This is a genomic window from Gemella sp. GL1 (genome assembly GCF_013415365.1).
Lineage (GTDB): Bacteria > Bacillota > Bacilli > Staphylococcales > Gemellaceae > Gemelliphila.
Genome location: NZ_JACBYB010000009.1, coordinates 85,388 through 104,469, shown reverse-complemented (window position 1 = coordinate 104,469; position 19,082 = coordinate 85,388). Strand labels below are relative to the sequence as shown.

Genomic DNA, 19,082 nt, shown 5'->3' with positions numbered 1-19,082 from the left:
ATAAAAAAAGAAAGGAGGATTTATCCTAATGACAATGACAGATCCTATCGCAGATTTACTTACTCGTATTCGTAATGCTAATATGGTTAAGCACGAATCATTAGAAGTGCCTGCATCAAATATTAAAAAACAAATCGTAGAAATCTTAAAACAAGAAGGTTTCGTTAGCGGTGTAGAATATATCGAAGATAACAAACAAGGAAAAATCAAAATCTTCCTAAAATACTCTAACAAAGGTGAAAGAGTTATTAAAGGAATCAAGAGAATTTCAAAACCTGGTCTACGTGTATACGCAAAAGCTGAAGAGCTTCCAAAAGTGTTGAACGGATTAGGGTTAGCAATTATCTCAACTTCAAATGGAGTTGTAACTGATAAAGTTGCTCGTAAAAATAACACAGGTGGAGAAGTATTAGCTTACATCTGGTAATATTAGAAGGAGGAGCCTTAAATGTCTCGTATAGGTAATAAAGTTATTACAGTACCTGCAGGTGTAGAAGTTAAGTTAGACAATAACCTAGCTGTTGTAAAAGGACCTAAAGGTGAATTAAAACAACAATTCGACGCTGAATTAACATTTAACGTAGAAGAAAACCAAATAACAGTAGTACGTCCAAGCGATTCTAAAAGACACCGTACAATTCACGGAACAACTCGTGCTTTATTAGCAAACATGGTCGAAGGTGTTTCTAACGGATTCAAGAAAGAATTAGAATTAATCGGGGTTGGTTACCGTGCTCAAATGCAAGGAACTAAATTAGTACTAAGTGTTGGATACTCTCACCCAGTTGAATTTGAACAAATTGAAGGAATTAAATTAGGTGTAGAAGGAAACACTAAAGTAAGTATCGAAGGGATTAACAAAGAACTAGTAGGACAATATGCTGCTAAAGTTCGTGCTGTACGTCCTCCAGAGCCTTACAAAGGTAAAGGTATTCGCTATGTTGGTGAGTATGTACGCCGTAAAGAAGGAAAAACTGGTAAATAATAGATAACTAATAAGAAAGGAGTGTTTCAATATGATTACGAAACTTGACAAAAATAAAGTTCGTAAAAAAAGACATGCAAGAGTTCGTGTAAAAATTCAAGGAACTAGCGAAGTACCACGTTTAAACGTATATCGTTCAAACACAAACATTTATGCACAAATCATTGACGATGTAGCTGGAGTAACTTTAGCTCAAGCATCATCATTAAAATTAGCAGAAGTATCTAAATCAAGTGTAGCTGCGGCAACTGAAGTTGGAAAACTTGTAGCGGAAGCAGCAAAAGCAAAGGGAATTACAAAAGTTGTTTTCGACCGTGGAGGTTACTTATACCACGGACGTGTTAAAGCTTTAGCAGAAGCTGCACGTGAAAATGGACTAGTATTCTAATAAGGAGGGAAATAGATAGATGCGCCAAGAAGAAATCAAAAAAGAATTTGAAGAACGTGTAGTTGCCATTCGTCGTGTAGCTAAAGTTGTTAAAGGTGGACGTCGTTTCCGTTTCTCTGCTTTAGTAGTAGTGGGTGACAAAAACGGACGTGTAGGATTTGGAACTGGTAAAGCCCAAGAGGTACCAGATGCAATCAAGAAAGCAGTTGAAGCTGCTAAACGTAACCTAGTTAAGGTGCCAATCGTTAATGGTACAACTCCACACGAAATTACAGGACGTTTCGGTGCTGGATATGTATTAATTAAACCAGCTGCACCAGGTACAGGGGTTATCGCTGGTGGACCTGTTCGTGCCGTATTAGAATTAGCAGGAATTTCTAACATTCTTTCTAAATCTTTAGGTTCAAATACACCGGTTAACATGGTTCGTGCAACAATCGAAGGATTAACTAGATTACAAACAGTTGAACACGTAGCGGCTTTACGTGGAAAATCTGTTGAAGAATTATTAGGATAAGAGGAGGGAATAGAATATGACAATTAAAGTAACCCTAACTCGTAGTACGATAGGTCGTCCAGAAAAACAAAGAAAAGTTGTTCAAGCTTTAGGTTTATCAAAAATGAATCAAACAGTAGAACACAAAGATAACGCTGCTATTCGTGGTATGATTAACAAAGTATCACACTTAGTAACAGTAGAAAAATAATATAAGGAGGAACCAGTCTAAATGAGATTACATGAATTACAACCAGTAGAAGGTTCTCGTAAAGAGCGTAACAGAGTAGGTCGTGGAATTGGATCAGGAAATGGTAAAACATCAGGACGTGGACAAAAAGGTCAAAAAGCACGTAGTGGTGGAGGAGTTCGTCCAGGATTTGAAGGGGGACAAAACCCATTATTCAGACGTATTCCAAAGCGTGGATTCAATAATGTTAACAGAAAAGAATATGCTCTTGTTAACTTATCTGACTTAAACAAATTTGAAGATGGTTCAGTAGTAACAGTTGAGGCTCTATTAGAGGCTAAAGTTATTAAAAAAGAACTTTCAGGTCTTAAAGTGTTAGCAACTGGTAAGTTAGAGAAAAAACTTACAGTTAAAGCTCACAAATTCTCGTCTTCAGCAAAAGAAGCTATTGAAGCAGCTGGAGGAGTTTGCGAGGTGCTATAATAAATGCTTAGTGCCTTTTTCAACTTATTTCGTTTAAAAGAAACACGTAATAAGATATTATTTACATTCTTCATGATTATAATATTCCGTATAGGGACATATATACCAGTTCCTGGTGTGGATTCTCAGGTTTTAAAAACTGAGGATTCAGGGATATTTAGTGTCTTTAACACATTTGCGGGTGGAGCACTTGCTCAATTTTCTGTATTTGCTATGGGTATTATGCCATATATTACAGCATCTATTGTAGTGCAACTTATGCAAATGGATGTTAGTCCTACTTTAACCGAGTGGTCAAAACAGGGAGAGGTGGGTCAGAAGAAAATACAAAAACTAGTACGTGTATTAGCTATTATACTAGCCTTTATTCAATCTTTAGTTATGTCTTATGGATTTAACAGAGTTTATGCTGGATTGATTAAAGATACATCAATATTAGGATTTGTAACAATAGCAATAGTACTGACAGCTGGAACAGCTTTCTTACTTTGGATGGGTGATTTGATTACTCAAAAAGGAGTAGGAAATGGGATTTCGATTATAATCTTATCAGGTATTATTGCAGGACTTCCAGTAGGCTTTATACAAGTATATGAATCACAAATTAAAGGTGCAGCAAACATTACGTTAGCAGTACTTAAAATTGGTGTGGTAGTATTAGTTGTATTAGCAATAATTATGGGAGTTGTATATTTTCAAGAAGCATTACGTAAAATTCCAATTCAATATGCACAAGCTAGAGCTGGAAGAAAAATGTTAGGAGCACGTTCAACATACTTACCGTTGAAAGTTAATGGTGCTGGAGTTATTCCAGTAATCTTCGCTGTTGCATTTTTACAAATTCCGCGTACTGTCACAATTTTTTGGAATAACGAAAAAGCTCAAAAAATAGCTTCATATTTCGATATGAGCCACTGGATAGGAATTACATTATATGTTGCATTGATAATAGCTTTTGCTTATTTCTATGTTATTGTACAAGTAAATCCTGAAAAAATGGCTGATAATTTGAGAAAACAAGGGAGTTATGTACCGGGTATTAGACCGGGTAAAAGTACAGAAGAATATATCACTAGAGTACTGTATAGATTAACTTTTGTTGGATCTATATTCTTAGCGGCAATTGCTACTCTTCCAACTATGTTCGCTACTATGGCAAATTTACCAGCAACTGTTCAGATTGGTGGAACGAGTTTAATAATTGTAGTAAGTGTAGCACTTGAAACAGTTAAACAACTTAATACACAGTTAACAGAAAAAAATTATTCTGGATTTATTAAATTTAGAAAAAGATAAGAGGTAAATTATGAACATATTATTAATGGGTCTACCAGGAGCTGGTAAGGGAACGCAAGCTGAACAAATAAAAGCAAATTATCCATTGCCACATATCTCTACTGGAGATATGTTCAGAGCAGCGATAAAAAATGAAACGCCACTAGGTCTAGAAGCAAAATCTTATATTGATATGGGACAATTAGTACCAGATAGTGTTACTATTGGTCTTGTTGAAGAAAGATTAAATCAAGAAGATGCAAAAAAAGGCTTTTTACTTGATGGATTTCCTAGAACAGTAGAACAAGCTGTAGCCCTTGATGAAATTTTGGCTAAATCAGATAGAAAAATTGAAAAAGTATTAAACATAGATGTTGATGCAAGTATCTTGCTACCACGTTTAACTGGTAGAAGAATTTGTAAATCTTGTGGAAATACTTATCACTTAATCTTTAACCCTACAAAAGTAGATGGTGTATGTGATAACTGCCAAGGTGAATTATATCAAAGAAGTGATGATAACGAAGAAACTGTTGGAAAAAGATTAGAAGTAAATATTAAACAAACAAAGCCTCTTTTAGAGTTTTATTCAAAAAAAGAAGGTGTTGTTGAAAATATTAACGGTGATCGTGAAATCCAAGAAGTGTTTGGAGATATCAGAAATATACTAGATACACTAAAATAATCAGGGAGGAAGAATATGGCAAAAGATGTCATTGAAGTAGAAGGTTTAGTAGTAGAGAACTTGCCTAATGCAATGTTTAAAGTAGAATTAGAAAATGGTCATATTATTTTAGCTCACGTTTCTGGGAAAATCAGAATGAATTACATCAGAATTTTGCCTGGAGATAAAGTAACAGTTGAAATGAGTCCCTATGACCTAACTAAAGGTAGAATAACTTACCGATTCAAGTAGGTTATAATCTCAAGGAGGAATAACGATGAAAGTAAGACCATCAGTTAAAAAAATCTGTGACAAATGTAAAGTCATTCGTCGTGGTGGTAAAGTATTAGTGATTTGCGAAAACGCAAAACATAAACAAAAACAAGGATAATAGGAGGTGCAGAATTAATGGCACGTATCGCAGGTGTTGATATACCTCGTGAAAAACGAGTTGTAATATCATTAACATATGTATATGGTATAGGTTTAAAAACTTCTCAAAAAATCTTAGCAGAAGCAGGGGTTTCTGAAGATGTAAGAGTAAAAGATTTATCAGGGGAACAACTTGATAAAATTCGTGAAATCGTAGATAACTACAAAACAGAAGGTGATTTACGTCGTGAAGTTTCATTAAACATTAAACGTCTAATGGAAATCGGATGTTTCAGAGGAATCCGTCACCGTCGTGGACTTCCAGTACGTGGACAAAACACTAAAAACAACGCTCGTACTAGAAAAGGTCCTAAGAAAACAGTAGCGAACAAGAAAAAATAAGATAAGATAGGAGGAGAATAAACACTATGGCTCGTAAACAACAATCACGTAAACGTCGTGTGAAAAAGAATATACAAAACGGTGTAGCTCACATTCGTTCAACATTTAATAACTCAATAGTAACAATTACAGATGAGCACGGAAATGCAGTATCTTGGTCAAGTGCTGGTGCGTTAGGATTTAAAGGTTCAAGAAAATCTACTCCATATGCAGCACAAATGGCAAGTGAAGCAGCAGCTAAAGCAGCTATGGAACACGGAATGAAATTTGTAGATGTGACTGTAAAAGGTCCAGGAGCTGGACGTGAAGCAGCTATCCGTGCATTACAATCAGCTGGATTGGAAGTAACATCAATTAAAGATGTAACACCAGTTCCTCACAATGGTTGCCGCCCACCTAAACGTCGTCGTGTATAATAATTAACATAGACAAAATTTAGAGGAGGTTTAACATAATGTTAGCAATAGAAAAACCAAAAATACAAATCGTTGAATTATCAGAAGATGGTAAATTCGGTCGTTTTGTAGTAGAACCATTAGAGCGTGGTTACGGAACTACATTAGGTAATTCATTGAGAAGAATGTTAATCTCATCATTACCAGGTGCAGCAGCAAGAAGTATAGATATTACTGGAGTACAACATGAATTCTCTGCAGTAAACGGAGTAGTTGAAGACGTTACTGAAATTATTATGAACGTAAAAAATATTGCTTTTAAATCACATGTAGATGAAGAAAAAGTTGTCTCGATAAATGTAACAGGACCAAAAGTAGTTACAGCAGCAGATATTGAGCTTGATTCTGATATTGAAGTTTTCAACCCAGATCAGTATATCGCTACAGTAGCTGAAGGTGGTAAATTTGAAATGCTAATTTATGTTGGCAAAGGAAGAGGTTTTGTTCCAGCTGATGGAAACAAACGTCGTGATTTGCCAATTGGTGTAATAGCAGTTGATTCAAATTATACACCTGTTGAAAAAGTAAACTATACAGTTGAAAAAACTAGAGTAAGACAAAGTACAGACTTTGATAAACTTACAATAGAAGTAAGCACAAATGGAACTATAACAGCTCAAGATGCTCTAGGATTAGCCTCAAAAATCTTAATTTCTCACTTGGAGTTATTTATGGAGATGTCTGAAGAAGCAGTTAATGCTAGTATATTAGTTGCAAAAGAAGAAGACACTACAGGTCAAATGCTAGAAATGTCAATAGAAGAATTAGATTTATCAGTACGTTCTTACAACGGGTTAAAGCGTGCAGGAATCAATACAATTCAAGAACTTGCTTCTAAGACAGAGCAAGAAATGATTAAAATACGTAACTTTGGTAAAAAATCATTTGATGAAGTACGTATTAAACTAGAAGAACTAAACTTAGGTTTTAAAGAAGAATAATAAGGAGGAAGACTAATGGGTTACAGAAAATTAGGACGTACATCAGCTCACCGTAAAGCGATGTTAAGAAACTTAGTTACTGCATTAATCGTTCACGGAAGAATCGAAACAACTGTTACAAGAGCGAAAGAAGTTCGTTCATTAGCAGAAAAAATGATTACATTTGGTAAAAAAGGTGATTTATCAGCAAGACGTAATGCAGCTAAATTTATGCAACCAGTAGCAGTAGCTACGGCTGAAGGTACTAGCCAATTAGCGCTTAAAAAATTATTTGAAGAAGTTGCGCCAAAATATGCTGATCGTAACGGTGGGTACACTCGTATTCTACGTGTTGGACCACGTCGTGGTGATGGTGCAGAAACTGCAATTATCGAATTAGTTTAATATATAATTTTTCATACAACAATAACATACTACATACACACAATACAACACAACATACAACAACTTATTAAACTAACTTGTTGGCCAAAAGAGTGCTTGAAATGACTAGCTTAAGCCTAGATCGTCTAGCTCTATTCAGTATCCTGGTTTATATTATTACCGGGATACGCTTTTGTCCCGCAAATTTTCTAATTATACTTTAAAAGATTACTCAGGCAGTAGTCTTTTTTATTTTATTTTAAAGTATATATAATTTAATCTAGTTATAATGGCAATGAATACATTTACACGAGGATTATTTATGAAAGTTTTAAAATATATATTAGTATTAATTTTTATATTTTTATTAAGAGAAGATTATAGTGTTGGACTTGCTAGTAATAAATATTATTTAGAAGCAGAAAGTCTTGTTTATGAAAGTGCAGAAGATGCACTTAGAAATGAAAATCCAAAAATAATATATCCAACAGGGGAATATTATATTTATAAAGAATCACAAGGTATGCTTAATATATCAAAAAATAGTGGACTTATAGGTGGCTGGATAAATCCAAATACTAATATTATGTATGATAGTCATAATCAGGATGATACAAAATTAATGGAAGATCTAGAAATTTATTCTGTACAGAATAAAGTAAAAACTTATGAGACATCAAACAAGGCTGAAGATAAAGAAAAATCTGATACAGACTACAACTCAGGAATTTATTATGTATATAAAGAAGAAAAAGCTATGTTGAATATATCTCCTGAACAAGGAAAAGAAGACTTGTGGATAAATCCTACTGATGAAGAAAACACTTTATTTACTGGATATGATAATAATAAATTTTATGTAGAGAATACTTTAGCAAATGGCTGGTATAATGATGGAAATGATGAATATTTCTTTTATTTAGGTGAAAAATATACGGGCTATGCTATGGATTCTACTGGATTTAAATATTTTAATAATGGAAAATATAGTGATAAAAAAAGTAGTAAAAAGAATATTAGTCGAACAAAAGATAGAAATCTAGCTATAAATTTTTTTCAATATATGAAACTTGATACTACTACAATATATAATGAAGGAGAACTAAATAGAGCAATAGAAAAATTTGCTGGTCCAAATAGTAAGTTTTATGCTAAGGGTCAGATTTTTAAGGAAGCAGAAGAAAAATATAGAGTAAATGCTTTGTATTTGTTAGCACACGCAGCCATAGAAACTTCTTGGGGACATAGTGAAATTGCACAGGATAAAAATAATTTTTATGGAATAGGAGCATATGATGACACACCCTATAAGTCTGCAAGTTCATTTGAAAGTATAGAAGATGGTATTTTAAAGGGAGCAGAATGGATTAGTTCTAGATACATACACTCATCTTTATATCCAGCTGATGGAGCATTTTTAGGTAATAAGACAGAGGGTATGAATAAAAATTATGCAACAGATGTAAGATGGGGAAGAAATATAGCTAGACTAATGAAAGAAATAAATAACTATTTAGGTAATAAGGAAAAGTAAAGAGAAGCTTTTCCTTGTTTTACAGGATTATTTGCCTAAACAAGATCAATGATTTATAATTATAAGTATTCTAATAGGAGTTTAAATTTATGAAAATATCAAACAAAAAAATAATAATGAGTTTGAGCGTTTTATCTACGCCATTTGTAGTAGATAATCTGATAACAGAAAATATAGCTAATGCTAATACTAAATATAATTTAACTGAGAGTGCCAAAGTCTATGGAACAGCTCAGAATGCAGAAAAACAAACAAATTCAACTAGAACATATGATAAGGGGACATACTATCTATATAAAGAACACAATGGTATGATTAATATTTCAAGAACAGAAGGAAAAGCAGGAGCTTGGATAAACCCCAAACTAAATAATAAAGTAGAAGCAAATTCGACAAGAAATCAACAGGCTACCGTATCGACTAGTTCAAAAGAAACAAAAGTAGTTTCAAAAGCGAGCACTCAACAAGCGCCTGTATCGACTAGTTCAAAAGAAACAAAAGTAGTTTCAAAAGCGAGCACTCAACAAGCGCCTGTATCGACTAATCCAAAAGAAACAAAAGTAGTTTCAAAAACGAGCACTCAGCAGGTAGCTGTACAGACTAGTTCTCAAGAAACAAAAAATTCATCTACAGCTAGAGAAAATACATACACATTAAATAATAATGTAAAAACTTATCAGAATTCGGAAGCAGCCAAGAAGCAAAGAGGAGCTATAGCTACATACAAGACGGGAAATTATTTTATCTTTAAAGAATTTAATGGAATGATGAATATATCTAAGGTTGCGGGAAGAGCAGGAGCTTGGATAAATCCAGGAGAAAATAAGGCAATACTTGCAAAAGATGGAGGTTTAGTAAATTCTAATCAAAAAATAGAAGAAAAAAAGGCATTAAATCAGCTTGAAACAATAAGTAATACAGTAAACAATAGTGAATTAAAAGCAGGTTCAATTTATAGATTGAATAAAAAACTAAATGTATATTCAAATGCTATTGATGCAAAAAATTTAAAAAATTCAAGAAATACTTATGACCAAGGAAATTATTATATATATAAAATTCATAATGGAATGATAAATATTTCAAGAACAAGAGGTAGTGCAGGAGCATGGATTAATCCAGGTAATGATTTAGGAACAAATACAAGAATTAATAAGGTAACTGAAACAAAAACTACTAATAAACAAAATATAGGAGATCTTTCTAAATACTCAGATAAAAGATTTTCTTGGTCATGGAATTATCCATCAAAAGAAGGATTAAAAGTATTAGAATCTAATGGTGGTTTATATAAGTACTACACAAATAAAAAAGAATTGTATTTAACTTTTGATAATGGATATGAAGCTGGGTATACAAGTAAAATATTAGATAGCTTAAAAAATAATGGAGTTAAAGCAGTATTCTTTGTAACAGGGACTTATATACAAGCTAATCGTGATCTAGTTAAGAGAATGGAAGCCGAAGGGCATATTGTGGCTAACCATACATTAAATCACTATAGTGCAGCTAATACTAGTGCAAATGTTATCGCAAAAGATATAAAGGATTGGGAGAATGTCTATATTAAATACATGGGTAAAAAACCTACAACAAATCTGTACAGACCGGCAACAGGAGCTTTTTCTGAAAGAACAGTAAAAGGAGCAGCTTCACATGGCTATAAATTAGTGCAGTGGTCGTACGCTTATAAAGATTGGATAGAGACAGCACAACCACAGGTTAAATCTTCAAGAGACAAGCTAATAAATAATTCTAAGCCAGGAGATATTATTTTACTACATTCGATTTCTAAGACAAATAAAGATTTATTAGATGGATATATTAAAGAAATGAAATCTAGGGGCTATACTTTTAAGCAGGTTAGATAATTAATAATTAAAAAAATACTATGTCAAAAATATGACATAGTATTTTTTTAAATAAATATTTATTATGATAGTTAGAAAAGCAAGGCAATAATATTAAGAATTAGGAATAAAGTTATGAATTAAATTCATAGTCCTCAATATTAATATATCAGCAAGTTAGTTTTCTTTTACTAGTGTTTCTTTCCAAATATTTTCTTTAAAACCTTGTAAGAAGATTTTTTTATTAAAGTCATAAGCTAAAGGCCTTTTAATTAACATACCATCGCTTAAGAGAATCTTGATTTGTTCATCTTGTGATAAAGTAGGTAACTTATCTTTAAGACCTAATTCTCTGTACATATTACCAGAAGTATTAAACAAACTTTTAAGTTCGACATTAAAGGTATCTAGGATTGTATTAATATCTTCCTTACTAGGACAGCTAGATTTTATATCGACAAAATCAGCTTTAATATTATTTGCATTAATAAATTTTTTGGCAGATCTACAGGTAGAACATTTTGGATATTCATAAATTTTCATATAAAAAACTCCTATATATTTTTCTTATATTATACCATAAAATAATTTAATAATATTTATTTAAAAAATTCGAAAAATTTGATATAATTATTATAATATTTTATTGGAGGATAATTATGATATTAGAAGAAAGAATTAAGAATTATGCAGATGTTGTTGCGAAAATAGGTATCAACGTACAAGAAGGACAAGAAATTGTGATTCGCTCAAGTATCGAAGTCAGGGACTATACGCTAATTTTATCAGAATCTTGCTATCAAGCGGGGGCAGCTAAAGTATCAATTGAGTGGATGGATCAAAAATCACAAAAACAATTACTAACTTATGCTAGCGAGGAAACGATTTCAGATGTACCTCAATGGTTTTCAGATAGATATGAAGATGCAGCAGCAAGAAAATCAGGATTTATATCTGTAATTTCTGATGATCCAGATGGTTTAGCAGGGATAGACTCAAGAAAACTTAAGGCAGCGATGACATCACGCTCAAAAGCTTTAAGAAATTATATGAAGATAATTATGAATAATGAGAATCCATGGTGTGTTACTGCAGCATCTTCAGTAGCTTGGGCTAAAAAATTATTTCCAGAATTAGAGGATGAAGAAGCTTATCTAAAATTATGGGATTTAATCTTAAATGCATGCCGTGTTGATGGAGATGGACTTGCTAACTGGGAAGAACACATAAAAGTTTTAGATGAAAAAGCAAGATTTTTAAACGATTCTCAATTTGAAAAAGTTCATATTACAAGTGAAAATGGAACTGATTTATATCTGGGTCTTCCAAATAACCATATTTGGCAGTCAGCGGGCTCAATAGCTTCTAAAACAGGGCAGCGATTTGTTGCTAATATTCCAACTGAAGAAGTATTCACCTTACCAAATAAAGATGTAGCAGAAGGAATAGTTTATAATACTAAACCTTTAAATTATGGAGGAGTATTAATCAATGGATTTTGGCTAAAATTTGAAGGTGGAAAGATAGTAGATTTTGGTGCAGAAAAAGGAAAAGAAGTGCTTGAGAATCTATTAAATACAGACGAAGGTTCTAGAAGAGTAGGAGAATTGGCCTTAGTACCATTTCATTCACCAATTTCTAATACTAATATTTTATTTTTAGAAACACTTTTTGATGAAAATGCATCATGTCACCTAGCCTTAGGAAAGGCATATCCAACATGTTTAGTCAATGGAGAGAATATGACAGAAGAAGAACTTAAAGCAGCAGGAGCTAACGATAGCCTAATTCACGTTGATTTTATGATCGGAGATGCTAGCACTAAAGTTACAGCTATTACAAAAAACGGTGAAGAAGTAGCTATTTTTAGGGATGGTAACTGGATATAATAAAAAATAATATTTGATAAACTTCCCTTTATATGTAATAATAATATACATGTAAAGAGAGGTTTATTTTATGCGTTTAGATAAATTTTTAAAAGTTTCCAGAATAATAAAAAGACGTACAATAGCAAATGAAGTTTGCTCAAAAGGATATATATCAATAAATGGTAAAACAGCTAAAGCATCAACAAGCTTAAAGTTAGGAGATAAGATAACGATTTTTTTTGCTGCAAAAGAAGTCGAGTATGAAATTTTAGAACTTAAAGATTCGACAAAAAAAGAAGATGCAACAAAAATGTTTAAAATAATATCAGAAAAATCTAGAAAAGAAGAGTAATTATTAAAAAAGAAGGAATGGTGGTGAAATAATGGCTAGGGGAATCCGACCTAAAACAAGGATTAGAAAAGATGATAGAAATTTTAGAAGAGATGTTATCAAGGCTAAAATGGAATATAGAAAAAAGCGTACATATATCATTTTGACTATAGCCCTTATTTTACTATCTTTTATTTTTATAAGAACATACTTTTATTCTAGGGAGAAAGCAGAATTAGAAAATAATTTAAGAATACAGGAAGCCGAGATTGTAAATCTACAAAATGATTCTAAGGTTAATACAATATTGATTGCTAAATTAAAAGATCCTAATTTCATTATAGATTTTGTAAGGCAAGAGTATTATATAGGTTATCCAGGAGAAATTTTGTTCAATATGCCGTCTAGAGAAAATTATCTAGAAAATGCTAGAAAATCTATAATGTCAGAAGATTTGGATAAACAAATAGCAGAGATTTCTCAATCAAGACTACTGAATGAAAATCAGATTAAATCTATTATGCAAGAAAAAAAAGAAGAGAAGAAACGGATAGAAGAGGCCAATATAAAATTAGCTGATGAACAGAAAGAAAAAAGTGTGGAAGAACTATTAGCCGAAGAAAGTATGGTTACAGAAAGTAATAGAGAGATTAGAGGTCTTGAACTACTTACAAGCCAAAGTACAGAAAATAGTAGCACTACAAGAAGTAGAACAAGTAGATAGATTTTTCAGACAATTAAATTAAAAAAATACAAAAAAAGTATTGACATTTAGAAAAACATGTGATATCATATAAACAAGTTAGATATAAACCGATATTCAAATAAGTACTTTTTACGATCATTTAGCAGAGAGTGTATGTAGCTGAAATTACACAATGGGAAGAATTAGGAAAATGGTTTGAGTGGTTAAAAGTTGTGAGTATTTAAATATGAACTTCTTTCGTCCTTGTGTTACGTTATAAGCACTCATTATAAGCATTGAATTCTAGATAGATGTTAGTAGTGGTTGAGTTTCGTTTTATTACGTAAAGTAAGGTGGTACCGTGAAATTTTTTCGCCCTTATTCTCCGAAGGAGAGTAGGGGTCTTTTTTATTTGAAGAAGGTTATCTACAAAAATACAATTTAAAATGAGAGGAAAAATAGAATGAAAAAATTTTTAAAAGCATTTGCAGCAACAACGTTATTATCAGTATCATTAGTAGGGTCAACAGCATTAGCTGATGAAAAGAAAGGGATTGATGTAGATACACTAGATCCATCTAAGCCCGTAACAGTTAAAATTGGAGCATCTAATGTTCCTCATGCTGAGTTACTTGAAGAAGTAGCACCAAAATTGGAAAAAGAGGGGATTAAGTTAGATATAGTTCCTTATCAAGATTACTATCTACCAAACAAAAACTTAAATGAAAAAGAAATAGATTTAAACTATTTCCAACACGTACCATTCTTAAATAAAGAAGTCGAGGAAAAAGGATATAAATTAGATAATGCTGGAGCAATCCATATCGAGCCAATAGGTCTATATTCTAAAAAAGTAAAATCTTTATCGGAATTAGAAGAAGGAGCTAAAGTTTTAGTTTCTAACAATAAATCTGAGTGGGGTCGCGTTCTGAAATTGTTACAAGACAATGGTTTAGTTAAGATTAAAGATGGTGTAGATGTGGTAACGGCTACATTTGATGATGTTGTGGAAAATCCAAAGAAATTAGAATTTAAATATGACAATGATCCAGCAATCATGGTTCAATACTACAATAACAATGAGGGTGACTTAATTTCGATCAATACTAATTTTGCAGTAGATGCAGGGATCACGCCTAAAGATGATGCAATTGCATTAGAATCTGGTGAAAATAATCCTTATGGAAATATCATTGTTACAAGAGCTGGAGATAAAGATAAGGTAGTTACTAAGAAAATTGTAGAAGCTCTTAAGTCAGAAGAAACAGTTAAATTTATTGAAGAAAAATACAAAGGTGCAGTATTACCTGTAAAATAATTTTGTAGGTGAAAATTTAAAAAATATTATTATATTTTAAATTTTATTTAAGGAAAGTTGATAAAAGAAGAAACTAGTTGAATCTTGATTTAGAGAAGCATGAGCAGTTATAGCTAAATTATACTAGTAGAAGTTGAATATAAAACAAAACTGTAAGATAATTTATTCTTACAGTTTTGTTTTGTCTAAATTTTCATACATTTCATTCACTAGTTTTTGGAAAGGAATAGATTTTAAAGATGTGAATAAATCTTCTTTAATTTTATCAAAATTAGGATTAACAACTGCATGGACAACTTGACCAACAGGGCAATCTACATTGGGATTTTCATGTTTTTTAAAAAGATCTTTGTCTGTATCCTCAACTGCTTTGAAAATATCAAATAGGCTGAAATCATTTGGAGATTTATTTAAATATGCTCCACCAACACCACTTTTAACATAGATTAGATCAGCTTTTTTTAATTTCTGGAGTAAGTTTCTTATTATTACCGGATTAACATTTATACTATCAGCTAGATTTATAGAAGTTTGTTTTTCCTCTTTTTCAAACCTAACTATTGCTAAAAGAATGTGTATAGACGTACTAAATTTACTAGAATATGCCATAATTATCACCTCTAAGTATATTATAACATAAATAAACTTTTAAAATCATAGCTAATAACTTTAAAATATATTGTGATTTAATTATTGACATTGAAGGAGAAATATAATATACTATAGTTGTAATAAAAAAGATTACAACTATAGTATAAAATTAAGGAGATTAATATGAAAATAGCAGTAGTAGCAGCAAATGGTGGAGCGGGTAAATTAATTGTAAAAGAAGCATTGAGAAGAGGTTTTGATGTAACAGCGATAGCAAGAGGTGATAACAAAACAGATGCTAAGAATTTTTTAAGAAAAGATTTATTTGAATTAACAAAAGAGGATTTAGTAGGATTTGATGTAGTAGTTGATGCTTTTGGTGTATTTAAGGATGAATTGTTGGATTTACATAGCAAAGCAACCGCATATTTATCTGATTTATTAGCAGGAACAGATATACGATTACTTATTGTTGGAGGAGCAGGAAGTCTGTACCTAGACGACAAATTGACTACACAACTGCTAGAAAAAGAAGATTTCCCAGCAGAATTTTATCCATTAGCTAAAGCTAAGTCTGACGAATTAGCTTTATTAAGAAAACGTGATGATGTAAATTGGTTATACATAAGTCCAGCAGCAGATTTTGAATTAGATTATCTATCAAAAGGTGAATACATACAAGCAGGAGAAGTATATACAACGAATTCAGCAGGTGAAAGTAAAATTTCATATGCAGATTATGCTCTAGCCTTAGTTGATGAAATAGCAGCTAAGAAATTTAATAAGACAAGAATACATTTTATAGAAAAATAAAAATGTGGAAAATAAAAAAATAACAGGAAAGATTTTTCCTGTTATTTTTCTTTATTATTCTGCTTTTCTATTTTTTATAGTTAGTAATCCTGCTGCAAGTAGGATAGCTGCAAGCTCTGCTGGAAGTGCTGAATTGCTAGCATTAGATGAAGATGTTTTTGGTAAGACTTTTGCTTTTTTGTTAGTCTCAGTAGATAATTTTTTATCAGTTTTAGTTGAATTTAACTTAGATTTTGAAGAGACTGAGTTTTGTGAATCTTTAGTTAATTTTATTTTATCAGCAGAAGATGTTGGATGTGACGATGAAACTGCTTGTGACATATTTTTCTCAGCCTGAGTAAGTGGAGATATTGTTTCTGTCTTAGTTTTATCACTAGGAGTAAGTGGAGATATTGCCTTACCATCAGTTTTCTCAGTTGGTTTTACTGTAGATTGTGATATATTACTGTTTAATTTAGCAAATTCTTCTGAACTGATAGAAATTAAACGTGAGTTAGGATTAACTACAGAGTAGTCGCTCAGGTTAGCTGTTTTTATAAACTGAGCTAAAGCTTCGTCAACTGATGGGCCTTCCTTACGTGCTCCACCTAACATAGTATATCCATCTCCACCAGCAGCTAAGAAGTCGTTAGTTGCTAAACGGTAAGTCTTGTTTAGATCTAACTTTTCATAAAGTCCTGTATTTTGGTTAAGAATTTCAATATTAAGGATACGATTCTCTTTTTCTAAATTTGTGTCATAGTAAACTTTGGCACCAGAGATATGTAAGAATCCACCTAAGGCTTCTAATAAGGGTTGTCCATTTTCATCTTTGATCAATTCCCCAGTTTCTTTGTTCTTTTGAGTGGTCGATGCAAGGGAAACATTAAACATATCTTTAATTGCTTGACCTGTTACTTCGATTTGAGCAACTGAGTTACCGAATGGTAATACTTTGATAATATCAGCTTTTGTTACTTTGCTATCTTTCTTAATATCAGCACGGATACCTCCTCCGTTGAATACGGCTAGGTCAGTTGCTTGTTCAAATCCGCCTTTGTTACCGTAGTTATATAGTGCATCAGATACTAGGTTTCCTAGGTTAGTTTCCCTAACACGTACGTTCTCTCTAGCAGAACTTAATTCAACAGGGTTATTTTCAATAACAACTGCTGAATTGATTTTTTCAAAGTTTTCTTTTGCTGATTTAACTAAGTTAGCAATTTCAGTATTAGCAGTTAGTGAAGTAGCATCTTTTGCAGGGATCAAAGCAATGTTTGAAGTAGTAGATCCAGCAGTGAATGAAACTTTACCAACATTATTTAGGTAAGAACCAGTTTGAGTGTATGAAACATTACCGAATTTAGCATTTTCTATTGTGTGAGAATGTCCATCAATTACTATAACATTTTTATCTTTTAATAAAGGATTGGTAGACAAGGCTTTTGCTAATGTTGAGCCACGCCATGCTTCTAAAGTAGATGCATCATTACCCAGGTGAGCAAGTACTACGTAGTTTTTATAAGGAACTTTTGCTACAAGTTCTTTAACTATATTTTCAACTTCTGTAATAGGATCTTTAAATACTACACCTTGAACGTTACGTGGATGAGTCTTTGTTGCAGTTTCTGGAGTAGTGACCCCGATTACAACTAGTTCATCCCCTACAGCATCTTTATCTTTATCTAAAATCGTATGTGCTTCGAATAATCTTACATCATTAGCATATGTATTAGCACTTAAAATAGGGAATTTTAGGATTTCCTTATATTTTTTGGCAGTTTCTAAAGAAAAGTCAAACTCATGGTTACCGACAGCCATAGCATCGTAGCCAATTTTGTTCATAATATTAGCCATATCTTCTCCTTTAGATGCATTAGAAATAGGTAATCCTTGGAATGCATCTCCAGCGTCTAATAAATAAGTAGATTGTTTGTCTTTTGATTTTTCTTCTTTAACAATAGTGTCAAGTTTTGCTAATCCTACCACAGTAGTTTCAGTTTTATTACGGTTAGTTTCTTCTTCTAGACGGCCGTGGATATCGTTAGTGTGTAAAATTACGACTTCTTTTTCTTTAGTCTTAGATTCAGTTGGAGTTGTAGTTTTTACAGGTATAGCTACATTGGTAGATTCAGTTGATGATAGACTAGTACTAGTATTTTTTTCGGCAGGAGCCGGGCTTGTTGATGGAGTTTCAACAGATGTAGGAGCCGGACTTGTTAGTGATGTTTCAACAGATGTAGGAGCCGGACTTATTGGTGATGCTTCAACAGATTTAAGAGTCTCAGAAGTAACAGGAGTGCTTGTAGCTGATTTTGAAGGAGCAACTTCATTTGCTCTAGCCTCTGTTGATGATGCTAGAGCTGCTAATAATGTAAGTGAAGCAAGACTTCCAGCTTGGATTAATTTTTTATTTTTCATAGATGAGAATCTCCTTAATTTTATTAATTCTATTTAATATTATACATGAATTATACGTTTTTGGAAATAATTTTATGAATTTTTTAAAATAGAAAACCTTTGTAAGTCGTACCTTAAAAACTTAATATACAAATTAAAAAGTTAGACTAGATGTCTAACTTAATAAATTATTTTCTATATGATTTCTTTGAATTTTTTCATTATTGAAATAAAGGTTACTTTTTCTTCATCAGTAAGGATAGAATATAGTTTTTCTAAATCTTTTTTATGGTCAGGTAATATTTTTTCGAACAGTTTACGACCTTTCTCAGTAAGGCCAATCACAGAAACACGTTTATCTTTTGCATAGCAATTACGGTATATAAGACCATCTCTTTCCATATTCCTAAGTATTACGGTCATATTTCCAGAAGTGGCAAGAATTTTTTCTAAAAGACGACTAACTCTCATTTCTCCTTTAGTATATAGGATGTCTACAACAGAAAATTGAGAAGGAGTTAAATTATGATGACGTATTACTTTTTCGCTGTTTGCAGTTATAACTCGTTCAGCTTTCTTAAAAACTATATGAACGTGTGTTGCTGAATTCCTTTGCCATTTAGTATCCATAGTTGCTCCTTATTTTGTACTATATAGTAGTATTGTACTATTACTTTAAGTAGTGGTCAAGGAATA

The 19,082-nt window shown here is 32.1% G+C and carries 25 protein-coding genes; 21 read left to right on the top strand and 4 right to left on the bottom strand.

Annotation, left to right across the window (positions count from 1 at the left end):
- The first annotated feature begins 28 nt into the window (after positions 1-28).
- From rpsH to HZY82_RS01520, 16 genes are all read left to right on the top strand, one after another.
- On the top strand, positions 29-427 hold the full coding sequence (gene rpsH / locus HZY82_RS01595; protein ID WP_135156427.1) for a 30S ribosomal protein S8: 399 nt from the start codon (positions 29-31) through the stop codon (positions 425-427).
- 21 nt (positions 428-448) lie between these two features.
- Complete coding sequence (gene rplF / locus HZY82_RS01590) at positions 449-985, top strand: 50S ribosomal protein L6 (protein WP_135156428.1); 537 nt, start codon at positions 449-451, stop codon at positions 983-985.
- Between the two features lie 31 nt (positions 986-1,016).
- Entirely contained in the window at positions 1,017-1,373 is a 357-nt protein-coding gene (gene rplR / locus HZY82_RS01585) for a 50S ribosomal protein L18 (RefSeq protein WP_135156429.1), read from the top strand.
- A gap of 19 nt (positions 1,374-1,392) precedes the next feature.
- A complete protein-coding gene (gene rpsE / locus HZY82_RS01580) occupies positions 1,393-1,890 on the top strand; it encodes a 30S ribosomal protein S5 (RefSeq protein ID WP_135156430.1) in 498 nt (165 codons plus the stop codon).
- Positions 1,891-1,906: 16 nt separating this feature from the next.
- Positions 1,907-2,080 (top strand): 50S ribosomal protein L30, encoded by a 174-nt coding sequence (rpmD, locus tag HZY82_RS01575; protein WP_135156431.1) that lies wholly within the window; start codon positions 1,907-1,909, stop codon positions 2,078-2,080.
- 21 nt (positions 2,081-2,101) lie between these two features.
- The gene (rplO, locus tag HZY82_RS01570; protein ID WP_135156432.1) at positions 2,102-2,542 is read left to right on the top strand and encodes a 50S ribosomal protein L15; all 441 of its coding nucleotides are present in this window, start codon (positions 2,102-2,104) and stop codon (positions 2,540-2,542) included.
- 3 nt (positions 2,543-2,545) lie between these two features.
- On the top strand, positions 2,546-3,838 hold the full coding sequence (secY, locus tag HZY82_RS01565; protein ID WP_135156433.1) for a preprotein translocase subunit SecY: 1,293 nt from the start codon (positions 2,546-2,548) through the stop codon (positions 3,836-3,838).
- A gap of 10 nt (positions 3,839-3,848) precedes the next feature.
- A complete protein-coding gene (locus tag HZY82_RS01560; protein WP_135156434.1) occupies positions 3,849-4,502 on the top strand; it encodes an adenylate kinase in 654 nt (217 codons plus the stop codon).
- A gap of 15 nt (positions 4,503-4,517) precedes the next feature.
- Complete coding sequence (infA, locus tag HZY82_RS01555) at positions 4,518-4,733, top strand: translation initiation factor IF-1 (protein ID WP_003144387.1); 216 nt, start codon at positions 4,518-4,520, stop codon at positions 4,731-4,733.
- Between the two features lie 25 nt (positions 4,734-4,758).
- A complete protein-coding gene (rpmJ, locus tag HZY82_RS01550) occupies positions 4,759-4,872 on the top strand; it encodes a 50S ribosomal protein L36 (protein ID WP_003144208.1) in 114 nt (37 codons plus the stop codon).
- 17 nt (positions 4,873-4,889) lie between these two features.
- Positions 4,890-5,255 (top strand): 30S ribosomal protein S13, encoded by a 366-nt coding sequence (gene rpsM / locus HZY82_RS01545; RefSeq protein ID WP_135156435.1) that lies wholly within the window; start codon positions 4,890-4,892, stop codon positions 5,253-5,255.
- 26 nt (positions 5,256-5,281) lie between these two features.
- Complete coding sequence (gene rpsK, locus HZY82_RS01540; RefSeq protein ID WP_135156436.1) at positions 5,282-5,671, top strand: 30S ribosomal protein S11; 390 nt, start codon at positions 5,282-5,284, stop codon at positions 5,669-5,671.
- Between the two features lie 38 nt (positions 5,672-5,709).
- A complete protein-coding gene (locus HZY82_RS01535) occupies positions 5,710-6,651 on the top strand; it encodes a DNA-directed RNA polymerase subunit alpha (protein WP_135156437.1) in 942 nt (313 codons plus the stop codon).
- A gap of 15 nt (positions 6,652-6,666) precedes the next feature.
- Complete coding sequence (rplQ, locus tag HZY82_RS01530) at positions 6,667-7,035, top strand: 50S ribosomal protein L17 (RefSeq protein ID WP_135156438.1); 369 nt, start codon at positions 6,667-6,669, stop codon at positions 7,033-7,035.
- A 301-nt stretch (positions 7,036-7,336) separates the two neighbouring features.
- Complete coding sequence (locus tag HZY82_RS01525; protein WP_179938485.1) at positions 7,337-8,548, top strand: N-acetylglucosaminidase; 1,212 nt, start codon at positions 7,337-7,339, stop codon at positions 8,546-8,548.
- Positions 8,549-8,637: 89 nt separating this feature from the next.
- Complete coding sequence (locus HZY82_RS01520; protein ID WP_179938483.1) at positions 8,638-10,419, top strand: polysaccharide deacetylase family protein; 1,782 nt, start codon at positions 8,638-8,640, stop codon at positions 10,417-10,419.
- A 156-nt stretch (positions 10,420-10,575) separates the two neighbouring features.
- Here HZY82_RS01520 and HZY82_RS01515 read toward each other — a convergent pair whose 3' ends face one another.
- Positions 10,576-10,941, bottom strand: a complete 366-nt coding sequence (locus HZY82_RS01515) for a Spx/MgsR family RNA polymerase-binding regulatory protein (RefSeq protein WP_135156441.1) — start codon at positions 10,939-10,941, stop codon at positions 10,576-10,578.
- 116 nt (positions 10,942-11,057) lie between these two features.
- Between HZY82_RS01515 and HZY82_RS01510 the strand changes: the two genes are divergently transcribed.
- The 4 genes from HZY82_RS01510 to HZY82_RS01495 all read left to right on the top strand — a co-directional run bounded on the left by HZY82_RS01510 (position 11,058) and on the right by HZY82_RS01495 (position 14,603).
- A complete protein-coding gene (locus tag HZY82_RS01510) occupies positions 11,058-12,287 on the top strand; it encodes an aminopeptidase (RefSeq protein ID WP_135156442.1) in 1,230 nt (409 codons plus the stop codon).
- 70 nt (positions 12,288-12,357) lie between these two features.
- Positions 12,358-12,621, top strand: a complete 264-nt coding sequence (locus tag HZY82_RS01505; RefSeq protein ID WP_135156443.1) for an RNA-binding S4 domain-containing protein — start codon at positions 12,358-12,360, stop codon at positions 12,619-12,621.
- A gap of 31 nt (positions 12,622-12,652) precedes the next feature.
- The gene (locus tag HZY82_RS01500; RefSeq protein WP_135156444.1) at positions 12,653-13,324 is read left to right on the top strand and encodes a hypothetical protein; all 672 of its coding nucleotides are present in this window, start codon (positions 12,653-12,655) and stop codon (positions 13,322-13,324) included.
- Between the two features lie 424 nt (positions 13,325-13,748).
- Positions 13,749-14,603 (top strand): MetQ/NlpA family ABC transporter substrate-binding protein, encoded by an 855-nt coding sequence (locus HZY82_RS01495; protein ID WP_135156445.1) that lies wholly within the window; start codon positions 13,749-13,751, stop codon positions 14,601-14,603.
- A gap of 168 nt (positions 14,604-14,771) precedes the next feature.
- On the opposite strand, the gene HZY82_RS01490 is transcribed toward HZY82_RS01495, so the two are convergent.
- Positions 14,772-15,212, bottom strand: a complete 441-nt coding sequence (locus tag HZY82_RS01490; protein WP_179938481.1) for an Rrf2 family transcriptional regulator — start codon at positions 15,210-15,212, stop codon at positions 14,772-14,774.
- A gap of 165 nt (positions 15,213-15,377) precedes the next feature.
- Between HZY82_RS01490 and HZY82_RS01485 the strand changes: the two genes are divergently transcribed.
- Positions 15,378-16,007: an NAD(P)H-binding protein gene (locus HZY82_RS01485; protein ID WP_135156447.1), complete on the top strand. Its 630-nt coding sequence runs from the start codon at positions 15,378-15,380 to the stop codon at positions 16,005-16,007.
- 54 nt (positions 16,008-16,061) lie between these two features.
- Here HZY82_RS01485 and HZY82_RS01480 read toward each other — a convergent pair whose 3' ends face one another.
- Positions 16,062-18,407 carry a 5'-nucleotidase C-terminal domain-containing protein gene (locus HZY82_RS01480; protein ID WP_179938479.1) on the bottom strand — a complete coding sequence of 782 codons (2,346 nt, stop codon included), beginning with the start codon at positions 18,405-18,407 and terminating at the stop codon, positions 16,062-16,064.
- Positions 18,408-18,581: 174 nt separating this feature from the next.
- Positions 18,582-19,016: a MarR family winged helix-turn-helix transcriptional regulator gene (locus HZY82_RS01475; RefSeq protein ID WP_135156449.1), complete on the bottom strand. Its 435-nt coding sequence runs from the start codon at positions 19,014-19,016 to the stop codon at positions 18,582-18,584.
- Between the last annotated feature and the right edge of the window lie 66 nt (positions 19,017-19,082).